General features: G+C 43.0%; 11 protein-coding genes. 5 read left to right on the top strand and 6 right to left on the bottom strand.

The window, feature by feature from the left end:
- Positions 1-99 precede the first annotated feature (99 nt).
- From FE392_RS12235 to maeB, 3 genes are all read right to left on the bottom strand, one after another.
- The gene (locus FE392_RS12235) at positions 100-861 is read right to left on the bottom strand and encodes a TonB family protein (RefSeq protein WP_319930507.1); all 762 of its coding nucleotides are present in this window, start codon (positions 859-861) and stop codon (positions 100-102) included.
- A gap of 154 nt (positions 862-1,015) precedes the next feature.
- Positions 1,016-1,933, bottom strand: coding sequence for a ChaN family lipoprotein (locus FE392_RS12230; protein ID WP_319930506.1), 918 nt, complete (start codon positions 1,931-1,933; stop codon positions 1,016-1,018).
- Positions 1,934-2,085: 152 nt separating this feature from the next.
- The gene (gene maeB, locus FE392_RS12225) at positions 2,086-4,365 is read right to left on the bottom strand and encodes an NADP-dependent oxaloacetate-decarboxylating malate dehydrogenase (RefSeq protein WP_319930505.1); all 2,280 of its coding nucleotides are present in this window, start codon (positions 4,363-4,365) and stop codon (positions 2,086-2,088) included.
- Positions 4,366-4,907: 542 nt separating this feature from the next.
- Here maeB and FE392_RS12220 point away from each other — a divergent pair.
- From FE392_RS12220 to FE392_RS12200, 5 genes are all read left to right on the top strand, one after another.
- Entirely contained in the window at positions 4,908-5,543 is a 636-nt protein-coding gene (locus FE392_RS12220) for a response regulator (protein WP_092509195.1), read from the top strand.
- Between the two features lie 376 nt (positions 5,544-5,919).
- Complete coding sequence (locus tag FE392_RS12215; protein ID WP_319930504.1) at positions 5,920-6,327, top strand: ArsC family reductase; 408 nt, start codon at positions 5,920-5,922, stop codon at positions 6,325-6,327.
- Between the two features lie 14 nt (positions 6,328-6,341).
- Positions 6,342-7,469: a succinyl-diaminopimelate desuccinylase gene (gene dapE, locus FE392_RS12210; protein WP_319930503.1), complete on the top strand. Its 1,128-nt coding sequence runs from the start codon at positions 6,342-6,344 to the stop codon at positions 7,467-7,469.
- Positions 7,466-8,134, top strand: coding sequence for a M15 family metallopeptidase (locus FE392_RS12205; RefSeq protein ID WP_319930502.1), 669 nt, complete (start codon positions 7,466-7,468; stop codon positions 8,132-8,134). Before dapE ends, FE392_RS12205 begins: the two co-directional genes overlap by 4 nt.
- A gap of 227 nt (positions 8,135-8,361) precedes the next feature.
- Complete coding sequence (locus tag FE392_RS12200; protein ID WP_319930628.1) at positions 8,362-8,556, top strand: YpfN family protein; 195 nt, start codon at positions 8,362-8,364, stop codon at positions 8,554-8,556.
- On the opposite strand, the gene FE392_RS12195 is transcribed toward FE392_RS12200, so the two are convergent.
- The 3 genes from FE392_RS12195 to purC form a co-directional block, all read right to left on the bottom strand.
- Positions 8,501-10,693: a tRNA(Met) cytidine acetyltransferase TmcA gene (locus FE392_RS12195; protein WP_319930501.1), complete on the bottom strand. Its 2,193-nt coding sequence runs from the start codon at positions 10,691-10,693 to the stop codon at positions 8,501-8,503. The genes FE392_RS12200 and FE392_RS12195 overlap by 56 nt on opposite strands.
- Entirely contained in the window at positions 10,690-11,142 is a 453-nt protein-coding gene (locus FE392_RS12190) for a DUF441 domain-containing protein (RefSeq protein WP_319930500.1), read from the bottom strand. Before FE392_RS12190 ends, FE392_RS12195 begins: the two co-directional genes overlap by 4 nt.
- 1,038 nt (positions 11,143-12,180) lie before the next feature.
- Complete coding sequence (purC, locus tag FE392_RS12185) at positions 12,181-12,894, bottom strand: phosphoribosylaminoimidazolesuccinocarboxamide synthase (RefSeq protein ID WP_319930627.1); 714 nt, start codon at positions 12,892-12,894, stop codon at positions 12,181-12,183.
- Positions 12,895-13,052: the final 158 nt, after the last annotated feature.

Here is a 13,052-nt window from a genome sequence, read left to right as displayed (position 1 = left end):
TACTATATTTTTTTCACGTACTGTCTTTTTTATATATGACTTTTTGATATTTGTCGAAAAAGCTTTTTTATCCTCAGACATGCCATCAATCCTGTATTTTTATTGGGATAAATAAAAGTCTATCGGCAGTTCAACGGTAATCCTGCCATTCGTTAAAATAACCTCAGGAGGCGCAGGTAAAGGTTGCGCCCTTTCCAATACCATTCTAGCTTCTCTGTCGAGAGAGTTAGTCCCAGAAGGGCGTATTAAATTACTATCAAGGACAACTCCCTGTTGATTAACAGTAAATTTCACTACAGGGCGCCCTGTTCTATTTCTTCTTTTCGCGTCCTGCGGGTATTTTTTATAACGATTCAAATGCCCGGTAACCTCTGCCTGCCATACTGCCTTGGCATCAGCAACTGTATCCGAACTACTTTCATAAGCAGCTGCTGTACGGGTAGTGACGTTGCTTGCGGTTGCATTACTGGTCGTTGGTGCCGCATTAGCTTGCGACTTGTCATTTTCTTGCTCTTTTGCTTTTGCGCGCTCAACAGGTTGTGTTTTTTTAGGAGCATCCCGCTCTTTCTGCTTTTTCTTCTGTTTATTCACCAAAAGAAGCGCATCCTCGTTTACATCCAGTTTTGGCATGTTAACTTCATCAACCTTGCTTTCCTGCTGCTTACTGGTGGTAGACATTATCTGCTCAACACCAACGGGTTGATTTTGTATCTTATGTATTGCTTCCGTCTGCATTGACAATTCAACCATAACCGCAGGTGGAGGCAGAAACTCCTCAATATCAACATCCGCAGGTTTGTAAACCAACCAGCCAACTATCACGGCATGGAGTGCGATCGCAGCGAGTAAGGATTTTGTCACGTGACCCGTGTGAACATTTTGATACGTGGTGTACGTTAACATTTCTTGTAGCACATTTTGTCAATAATAAATGGGTCTGAATGATAATCAATTGTATATATAAATGAAAACTATTTTTATTTATTACTTATGCACATCCATGTGATAACTAATATTATTTGGTTACTTTTTCACTCATTTTTGGTGTAAACCAGACAAAATCTGCATACTCACTGTTCAAAGAAACGCCTTGCTCTGCAATCATCAGAACAATTATTTTTTCGTTTGATGCGATCTGCTTCACATGTTGAGGCACACCCATGGCTTTCGCAGCATGATATCCCCCCGCAAATAGCAAGGCCGGTGACGGTGCTTTGATGAGTTGTTCAGCCATGCGGCGGTCGCGCATTTGTTGGATTTTCGTCATGGCGGAGAGTTGCTGTTCCTCTATGTCTTCGCCATGAGAATTCTTGATGGTCGCTTCAATCAATTTTTTAACATCATCAGGTACTAATGATGTTTTATCCCCTATTTTGTGCTCTTTATAAGCCTGGTTAATTTCACTGCGATCCATATTGGCAGCCAGTAATGGATAAGGTGCTTTCATCAGTGCCATCGTCAAATCACCATACCATTCCCAAGGCCACCCCTGTTGCCAAGCCAGTAGCTGTTGAATTCGCTCACTCCTGACAAGCGGATCACCCTGCAACCAACTTTTCACTTTATTCACTTTTTCTTGCTGATCTGGGTTAATCATTTCCAGTAATACAGAACCATGAGGGCGTTTCTGTTCCAGTTGTTGCACCAACCATAACTCTATTTGATGATGGTAAGGGTTATCGTGTTTTTCCCCCACCACAACGCGAGGATAAGCAGCCAAACGCTCAAGTAACTCGTCAGGTGTAATTGCTTTCCCTGTTTTCATCTCCACTACAGCACCCGATTGGGTTAATTCAGCAGGAAGGGTTTGAAATACTACCTGAGAGGTTTTTTTTGCATTACCGGGGGCGCCGGCACAACCGTTGAGTACAAAACTGCCAGCCAAAAGAGAACAAATTAAAAATGTCGATTTTATGCGGGTAAATTTTTTCATAGTTATTCATTATCAAAATAAAATTTGCCGCATATTATAGATAATGAGAATTATTTACAAATAAAAATACCCCGTCAAGGGAAGTATTGGCGGGGTATCACACAAATCATTCTCGGTTTCATAACTGAGACCGAGAATATTAGAATTGTGGGTTATAGTGGGTTTGTTTGTGCTTCAACTGCCGCCAATGCCACCATGTTCACGATACGGCGCACAGAAGCAATCGGGGTCAGAATATGGACAGGTTTAGACACCCCCATCAAAACTGGCCCAACCGTGACTCCGTCTGAACTGGTCACACGCAATAAGTTATAGCTAATGCGGGCTGCTTCCATATTTGGCATGATCAACAAATTCGCAGAGCCTTTTAATGGGCTATCCGGCATGATGTCACGACGAATACTTTCCACTAACGCGGCATCTCCGTGCATTTCGCCATCAATTTCAAGTGTTGGGGCCATTTGCTGAACCAACTCCAATGTCTTACGCATTTTTTGCGCAGATTCACAATCTGAAGAGCCAAAACTTGAACGTGACAGCAAGGCCACTTTAGGTTCAATACCAAAACGACGAACGGTTTCAGCCGCCATCAGCGTAATTTCAGCCAATTCTTCCGGACTTGGATTTTCATTGACGTAGGTATCGGCAATAAATGTATTTCCCATCGGCAGCAGCAAGGCATTCATCGCACCTGCGGTGTGTACGCCCTGACGGAAACCAAAGACTTCTTTCACGATTTGGTAATGTTCATTGTAACTGCCTACCGTACCGCAAATCAGGCCATCTGCTTCACCACGGTGTACCATGATTGCCCCAATGAGTGTTGGATTGCCAATCACTGCACGACGTGCCTGCTCTGGCGAAACACCACGGCGCTTCATGATTTGGTAGTATTCTTGCCAATACTCTTTGAAGCGTGGGTCATTTTCATTGTTTACGACTTCAAAATCCTTACCGGCTTCAATATGCAGGCCTTGTTTTTTGATCCGCATTTCAATGACGCTTGGGCGACCAATCAAAATCGGGAATGCCAGACCAAGGGAAACCAGTTCTTGCGTAGCATGCAGTACGCGAATATCTTCCCCTTCCGCCAGTACGATGCGTTTTTTCTCTTTTTTCGCTTGAGAGAAAATAGGTTTCATAAACAAGTTCGTTTTATAAACAAACTCATTGAGTTTCTCTATATATACGCCGAAATCAGCAATAGGGCGTGTTGCCACGCCGGAGTCCATCGCCGCTTTTGCCACGGCAGGTGCGATTTTAACAATCAGGCGAGGATCAAATGGTTTCGGGATAATGTAATCAGGGCCAAAGAACAAGTCTTGATCGCCATAGGCGGAAGCGACTTCCTGACTTTGCTCTGCCAGTGCCAAATCTGCAATTGCGCGAACACAGGCAAGTTTCATTTCTTCGTTAATGGTTGTTGCCCCGACATCCAAGGCGCCACGGAAAATGAATGGGAAGCAGAGAACGTTATTGACCTGATTCGGGAAATCAGAACGACCGGTACAAATAATTGCATCAGGGCGCACAGCTTTTGCCAATGGCGGCAGGATTTCTGGTTCAGGGTTGGCCAGTGCCATGATAAGTGGGGATGGTGCCATGGTTTTCACCATGTCTTGTGTCAGAACGCCCGGCCCAGAACAGCCAAGGAAAATATCAGCATTCGGGATCACATCCGCCAATGTGCGGCTGCCGTTATCTTCAATGGCATAATCCGCCTTGGTTTTTTCCATATTCTCTTCGCGACCACGATAGATAACGCCTTTCGAGTCACATACGACAATATTTTCACGCTTCAGGCCCAACGCCACCAGCAAGTTCATGCACGCAATCGAAGCAGCCCCGGCTCCCGAGACAACCATGCGTACTTTGCTGATATCTTTATTAACAACCCGCAATCCATTCAGAACGGCTGCGGTACAGATAATTGCCGTACCGTGCTGGTCATCATGGAATACAGGGATTTTCATGCGCTCACGGAGTTTCTGTTCAATATAGAAACACTCAGGTGCTTTGATATCTTCAAGGTTGATACCACCAAAAGTGGGTTCCAACGCAGCAATGATATCAATTAATTTATCCGGGTTAGTTTCATCCACTTCAATGTCAAAAACATCAATGCCAGAAAATTTCTTGAACAAAACTCCCTTGCCTTCCATAACGGGCTTGCCGGCCAAAGCGCCAATGTTGCCCAGCCCCAGTACAGCAGTACCATTGGAAATTACCGCAACAAGATTGCCACGAGCTGTATATTTATAAGCAGCCAAAGGATCTTCTGCTATCTCAAGACATGGAGCGGCAACACCCGGCGAATATGCTAACGCCAAATCACGTTGTGTCGTGAGTGGCTTGGTCGGAGTAACTGTGATTTTTCCTGGCTGTGGAAATTCATGGAAATCAAGAGCACTTTGTTTTAATTTTTCATCCATTATCTGATCCTTTACACATCTGTCGAAGTCAAAATCCGTCCAGTATAATAGTTACGGAAGGTTAAATCATGATGTTAACAGCATTTTGTTCATAATCATCAAAATCAGAGAACAAAAAAACGGCAAACCATGGTTTTGTATTAACCAATATTATATGGATATTATCCTAATAATACCTATAGAGAGGTATTTGGCTTCCAATTAATAACTTGATGAATTAATTAAATGGTCGATTTAAAATTAATATTTAAAATAAGTTTACAAAAACAAAAATTAATCTATAAAATATCCCAAAAATTTATTTAGAAAATTATTAGCAATTAGGGAAACGCATTTTCTAATGAAAGTGAATTTTATTTCATCTGAATGGATAAACCTGTTTGCGATATTTCTATTTTTATATCAGGATATATTTTCAGAATCTCAATAATGATGATTCAATATAATCCATAAAAATCACACAGCAATTTAACATAAAGCAGAATCCTGTCTTTTATGTTTTATCAAACAAAAAAGCTGCATTTCTATATGGGAGAAAGAATATGCATAATCATTCAGTTATGATAGTAGATGATCATCCTATCATTCGTCATGGCTTAAAAGATTTGATCGAATTGGAACGGGAACTCATTGTAACAGCCGAAACTGACAATGGTGAAGATGCAATAAATATCGCCTGCCAGATAAAGCCTGACATTATTTTGATAGATCTGAAAATTCACGGCCTTTCCGGAATTGATACGATTAAGTCACTTCGCCGAAAAGGGCTTGATACCTATATTCTTGTACTCTCAGATTCAGATCATCGCGGTGATATTTATGATGCCGTTGATGCAGGTGCGAATGGTTATTTATTAAAAGACATTGAACTTGCTCCTTTGTTGAGCAACATAAAAAAAGCAATTGATGGCCATGCAGTGTTCAGCGAAAAAGTTCATCAATATTTATCCACTCGCCATCTTTATGTCGATCCATTATCAAAATTAACTAAGCGTGAATTGGATGTCTTAAAAGAAATCTCAGAAGGCATGACAAACAAAGAAATTGCCGACTTCCTTTTTATTTCTGAAGAAACTGTGAAAGTTCACACCCGTAACTTATTGAAAAAACTTAAATCCCGCTCCCGCCTCGAAGCCACTATTATCTATTTGAAGCATAGAAAAGCAGCCTTAATCTGACCTTGAATTTTCTTTTGCATCTTCAATATGAAACACAATTTCCCTAAGTTTTGCCAGCAGGGAAATTGTGAGTTACCGAAAATATCAAATTGATTTGAAATAAATTAGTTTTCTATATAGTGAATATAGATATTATTTATTTTGTTTATTATTTTAATTCAAATTAATTCACTCCTATTCTTTTATGCCCCCTATCCTCTTCCGAGATCGAAAATGATTTGAAGCCTGCGGCGTGAATATTGACTGAAAAATGTTGATGGAAAAATATTGGTGAAAATACGCGCAGCAAGTATGTGCAAGAGAGTATGCAATCTGGATAAAATACGAAATTTCACGCATTATGTCGGATATGTTAAACAAGACCAAGGATCTCATCATGTCGGATACCACTTCTCACAAGACATTCATTCTTTACGGCATAAAAAACTGCGATACCATAAAAAAAGCACGTCGCTGGCTAGAAGACCAAGAGATCCCTTATCAGTTTCACGACTATCGCGTTGATGGTCTGTCCTCTGAGCTACTCCAATCGTTCGTTGAACAAATCGGCTGGGAACCCCTGCTGAATACCCGTGGTACAACTTGGCGCAAATTATCTGATGAGCAAAAGGCAGCCATTGATAATGCTGAAGCGGCCAAGGCATTGATGCTGGAACAACCTGCAATAATCAAACGGCCGCTTTTGATCTCACATTCAGAGAAAACTAAAACAGCATTATCCGCAGATAAGTATCTACTCGGCTTTAAGGCTGAACAATATCAACAATTTTTCTCGCTTGACTAGATAAGGATCACTCCATGGTTTGCCCAGTAATTGATTTGGCTCAGCAGTTAATTAAGCAGCCTTCTGTCAGCCCTGATGATCATGGTTGTCAGGAAATTCTCATTCAACGCCTGCAAGATATTGGCTTCACAATAGAACGCATGCCTTTCGGTGATACCCAAAATTTCTGGGCTTATCGTGGTACAGGGGTAACTTTTGCCCTTGCTGGTCACACTGATGTCGTTCCTGCCGGCGATATGTCACAGTGGCAAACCCCACCTTTTGAACCAGCTATCCGTGACGGAATGCTGTATGGCCGTGGTGCGGCAGATATGAAAAGTTCTCTGGCCGCAATGGTGGTCGCGGCGGAGCGTTTTGTTGCGCAATATCCGGATCATAAAGGCCGCCTTGCCTTTTTAATCACTTCCGATGAAGAAGCCAAGGCAATCAACGGTACAGTTAAAGTCGTCGAAACACTGATGGCCCGCAATGAACGGTTGGATTATTGTCTGGTGGGCGAGCCTTCCAGCCAACACCGGCTTGGGGACATGATCAAGAATGGGCGGAGAGGTTCTCTGACAGCCAGTCTGACGATATTTGGCATTCAGGGGCATGTTGCCTATCCTCAATTGGCAGACAACCCTATTCACCGTTCACTGCCCTTTTTGCAAGAACTGGTCAATACTCACTGGGATGAAGGCAATGAGTTTTTCCCTGCCACAAGTATGCAGATTGCCAATATTCAGGCAGGAACCGGCAGCAATAACATCATCCCAGGAAAGCTGTGGGTGCAATTTAATTTCCGTTTCAGCACGGAACTGACGGACACTGAGATCCGACAGAAAGTCGAAGACATGCTGAATAAGCATAAGCTGAAATACGAACTTGATTGGTGGCTGTCCGGGCAACCTTTCCTGACTTGTGAAGGCAAACTTGTCGATGCCACCGTGGATTCCATTGAACATTATTGCGGGTACAAACCCGAACTTTCAACCAGCGGCGGTACATCAGACGGGCGCTTTATTGCCAAAATGGGTGCACAAGTTGTGGAATTGGGGCCAATTAATGCCACAATCCATAAAGTCAATGAGTGCGTCAACGTGGCTGAATTACAGCAATTAAGCCTGATTTATCAACGTATCATGGAGCAATTGGTCAAATGATGACACCTGAAATGTTGACTGGCCTGTCCACCGATCATCTGGTCACTCTTTCCGGCAATCACCGCTTGCAGTTCAATGCCACTAAAGCGTTTCTTGCCATGCAACGCAAGGCTGCCCAGGCGGGATTTAAACTACAACCCGCCAGTTCGTTTCGGGATTTCACACGCCAGCAAACGATCTGGAATGAAAAGTTTCGCGGCCAGCGCCCTGTACTGGATGACAATAGCCAACCACTTGATATCTCAAAAATGAGCGAAGGTGAGCTATGTGAGGCAATTCTTCGTTGGTCTGCCCTGCCGGGGGCGAGCCGACATCATTGGGGAACAGAGCTGGATGTCTATGATCCGTTTCTGCTACCGCAAGATAAAAAGTTGCAGCTAGAGCCTTGGGAGTATGAAAACGGAGGTTATTTTGAGCCTTTGACTCATTGGTTGACGGAAAACATGTCTCATTATGATTTTTATCGTCCGTTTACTCGACACGATGCGGGCGTTGCTTATGAGCCTTGGCATATCAGTTATTGGCCTATATCTCATGAAGCTGAGCGCTTATTTGATGAACAAGTGTTGCTGGATGTTTGGCAGGATCGTGATATTGCCGGCATAAATTGGTTGAGAAGCAACCTATCCTATATATTTGATAAATACATCAGAATTATTGGCTAGGCTTATAATTGATTAGGCTTTATATCCAACGGATTTCAAAATGCAGTGCACCTGCCAAGGGTTGTTAACCGGATGTTTATAAAACGGTAGTTGGGATAAGTAAGGCCGATCACGCACTGTAACTTGAAAGGTGATGGATAATGGGAACAAGAACCCCCAAGGAAAAGGCTCTTGGCACCCCCAACGCGGACACACTCCGTAATGTACATAATTTCAAGGTGAGTAAAATGCATTGGTTGATAGATTATTGGTGGCTCGTTCTGCTAGTACTCATCGGCATTGTTATTAATGCAGTAAAAGCATTAAGCCGGGTTAATCCAAAAACTTTTTTGGATAACAAACCAGAATTACCCCCGCACCGGGATTTTAATGATCAATGGGATGACGAGGACGACTGGCCTCAACAGAATCGTAAGAAATAACCCAATGACGCCACTGATTGGCAAGTATGTTATCCATGCTTGCCAATGCGTCAGCCACCTCTTCCCGCCACCGTTTCAATAACGCCTTGCGGCCGTTCAATAATAACTCGCGGGCGCACTGTTCAATATCTATCTGCTGATGGAAATATTTTCTCAATGCCGGCAAGGCTAAATCACTTGTCTGCAATAATCGCTGTAATGAAAAATAGGATGCAGACAACGGCCGGTGAGCGAATGCAAATCCAGATAACTCCTGCCAATCACTGCTGTTAAGCCGCTCGTCATTAATGTACTCAACGGGAAGCGCAAAACCGAGTAATGATTCCAGCCCTTTTGCATCACGAGATAATTGTTGCTGCGCTGATTGGGCAAATTGATGGCCTTTGTCACTCAACGGTAAGACAGCCATTGCCGTGTAGCAGCCGCTGCTCGCTTCACGGTGAGTCCCCATTCTCACCAACCGGAACCCGCATTTTTGCCAGAGAGACCAGAGTTCTTGGGTATAACCAAAACTGACAGAAAGGAAATCCAGCTTATTTTTATTGGCTTCCCGACATTGCAGGGTTATCAGATGATTGGCAATCCCACGGCGGCGATATTGTGTTTGTACGGCAACCCGGCTGATGCGTTGTGATCGCAGCGTTGCCGCACAAGGAAAGCCACTGTGTGCCGCCAGAGATTGAGCAACCAAATTTCCTCTGGGACGTCGCCGCCCAGCCCATATTTCATGGGCTAATGTTGATGATAGTCCGCCTTCATTTACCATCCATAATGCCCCAACCAATTGTTGTTGAGCATTTTGCTGCTCATTTGAAGTGTGTAATTGGGCTGCCAGAAAACTCATTCCTTTGCCATCCAGCAATCGGCGTAAATCAAGGGGGGAGGTTCGATAATGGGCGCTGGCCAACAACCCATAAAACTGGCGCAATAATGTGGGATGTTTTAGCCACATATCTTGCGTGATAGCGGAAAAAACCACATCCTCAGTAAAATGCAAGTGAGCAGGCCGATCCGCAAGCCACGGATTATCATCGAATAACAACGCACTATCCAGCCAAGTTTCCAATGGATCGTTTTCAGCCCAACGCATCGGTGTTTTCAATTCTCTAATCTGGCATTCTGGCAGCGCAGAACAAAGTTTCAACAAGAAACCACGCCCCGTACCTTCATAACCTTGAACTGTGGATGTCAGTAATACTCGCGGGAAATAACGGATCAGCTCCGCAAGTTGTGGCGTTGGGATTGCAGCAGCTTCATCAATTAATAACCAATCAACGTTTTCGTGGTTATTTTCTCGACCATGATTATTTGATTGCAAACCGGGAGCTCGGCAATATTTCAATAAATTGTCTACCGCCCAAAATGGTGTTTCCTGCTCCGCAATATCCTGACCAAATGTATCCGGAATGCCTGAGTACTTTCGAATAACTTCCGTTGTAATTTTGGCTGGTGCACATAACCAACATTTACCTTTACCTTGCCAATGCCTTACCAACATTCCTGCCAACGCAGATTTCCCTCGCCCTCTTGGTGCGGTAACGACCCAGACACCTTGTGAAGCCTGCAATAATTCATCAAGAATGGCTTTCTGGCTAGTCGTGGGATCCCCATCCGGCATTTGCCATCTTTCCGATTGCGGCAATGGTAAAACTTGAAAAGGCCCCCCCTGTTTCCATAACAAAACATCTTCATAACTCATTAATTGGCTTTTAATGTGATGCACGAAATTAGGTGTGGAGATAGTTCCTAGTGACTCATTCCAGCGTGAACTATCCTCATCCGGGTTATCTGCCCAGTGTTCCCAGGCAGGAATGCGCATAATCAACCAGCTTCCTGCCTTTAACGTACCGGCCAGTATCGCGAGTGCCTCAGCATTAAACCCCTGAGACGCGTCAAAAACACCATGCAAAAATTCACGCCCAAGGAGACTAACGGCTTTGCTTGGTTCAATGGCGTCGGATTCATGCGATGAAACTGTTAACCAGTCTCCCTGAAACTGTTCTTTTAGTTGGGAAACTATCAAGGCACTCCATTGTGATTCACCACTCAATACGACCAAACGGCGCTGCCCTTGTTGCTGCATCTGTGCCTGCAACTTTCCCCATGCATTGCCTAAGACGCTTACCGAAACCGTCATGATTTACCAATCACCATTGATAAAATACCCGCCGCGATCAATGGGCCGACAGGAACCCCTCTGAATAAAGCAACCCCCAATATTGTACCGACCAATAATCCCGCTACAGTTGAAGGTTGATTAGACATCAAAGTGACACCTCGGCTCCCCAACCACGACACAAGAACACCAACTGCAATTGCCAGCAATGATTTCCAATTCAGGAATGAGTTTAAAATTTCTTGTACTGAGATTTTCCCGCTGGCGATCGGTGACATTACACCTATCGTCAGAACCAGAACACCTATCGTCAAACCATATTTTTCCACCCAAGGAAAAAATTGATTCAATGGCGTGATACGAACGACCAAGAGAAATAACATAGCCAGTGTAACTGTCATGTTATGGCTGATAATCCCAAGCCCTGCCAATACGAGCAAAATAAGTAAAGTTGGATCAATATGACTCATTAATTTTTATTTCCTACACAACAGCATTTGATATGCTTTGCATCATACAACACAATCTCCGTCACCATGCAGAATAATATGTTGAAATTTATACAATAAACTTAACATAACCACCCTATTTCCAAAACTTAAATTAATGCTTACTCACTGAAATTTATAATATTAATAAATACATATCCTGCCCAATGAGTTCCCGATGGCATTGCAGCAGAAAAGGATTTTCCATCCTATAATTAATCACGTAGCTAAATCAGTTAAATTAAACCAAAAAGCAACAATTCATAAAAAGAAATCCAAAATACTCAAGTGGAGTTACACTTTGTGTTACATGAGTAAATTTTCTAAGTAACATAGTGAAACTTTATCATTTTTTAATACCCTTTATTTAAATAATAACAAAGATAAATAACTACAATGCCCGTTCAAGGTGCAAGTAGGCCAGCGGATAATTCAATAATGTCAGTAACTTTCAGGTTTAACCGCATTTTACTGATAAATATCAACTCTTTTATCTGGAGGAATGCAGAAAGATTGTAAGAAATACCTTGCAAACAGGATGCGTTCATATAGACGATATGAGAAAACTAATATTTTCCATGATGGTATGTTCTTCATTGGCGGCGTGCACCACGCAATGGGAGCCCATAAGGAGTGACGCTACTTCACTCAATAAAGCAAAACAAATGTGCCATGAATCAGCATTAAAATTATTTCCTGTAAAAAATGAGGTAGCTTCCCGAACAGTTTTCAATACAATGAGACAACGTTGCGCAAATAGCGACCTATGTGGGAAAGAGAGATATTTTGATCAAACGTTTCCGACAAATGAAAGTTATGCCATGGATGTCAATCAGGATTCCAGAGGAAGACACATGCGCAATTGCATGAACCGGGAAGGCTGGGGAGAAAAAATTAAATACTGGTTTTGATATTCATTCAATAACCAACATATGGACAAGATGCTCTATTTAATGTGGGAGCATCTTGCCATATGAAGGGACAAATTTAAAAAATGCCCCTAGGTAATCGTTTGCGTAACTAATCCAAAATAACGCCGATACGGTGTGCAACCTCTTCATACGCTTCAATTAAACCACCGAGGCTCTGACGGAAACGATCTTTATCCATCTTGTCCATCGTCTGTTTGTCCCACAAGCGGCTACCATCCGGTGAAAACTCATCTCCCAGCACGACCTTCCCGTTGAACAGCCCAAATTCCAATTTGAAATCCACCAAAATCAAACCGGCATCATCAAACAATTTACTTAACACTTCATTGGCCTTGTAGCTTAGGCGTTTCATTTCGGCCAAATGCTCTTTGTTGACCCAGCCAAATGTTTCACAATAGGATTCATTAACCATAGGATCGTGTTTAGCATCATCTTTCAGGAACAAGTCAAACAAAGGTGGGTTCAACACCATACCTTCCTCAACTCCCAGCCGCTTAACGAGAGAACCGGCAGCACGGTTACGAATAACGCACTCCACTGGCACCATATCAAGTTTTTTCACCAGAGATTCGTTATCTGACAATAGCTGTTCCATTTGCGTCGGAATGCCCGCTTCTTCCAGTTTATTCATAATGAAATGATTGAATTTATTATTCACCATCCCTTTGCGATCAAACTGCTCAATGCGTTCACCATCCAATGCTGATGTATCATTACGGAATTCCAGTACAAGCAGGTCAGGGTTTTCAGTGGAATACACTGTTTTTGCCTTTCCACGATACAACTCAGCTTTTTTCTGCATCTTACTCTCCAGAAATGTGACTTCTTTAAACGTATACCCTTCGTCTTTCAAGTTACCTCTTTGTTGGCTGCACTTATTCACTCCGGTCACATAGTTATCTATGCTCCCGAGGATGAATTCCCTTGCCGCCGCGATGCAACTTGAAATCCATTGGGTAT

It is taken from the genome of Xenorhabdus santafensis (assembly GCF_033949405.1).
GTDB classification, from domain to species: Bacteria; Pseudomonadota; Gammaproteobacteria; order Enterobacterales; family Enterobacteriaceae; genus Xenorhabdus; species Xenorhabdus santafensis.
This window is presented reverse-complemented; position numbering and strand designations above follow the sequence as displayed.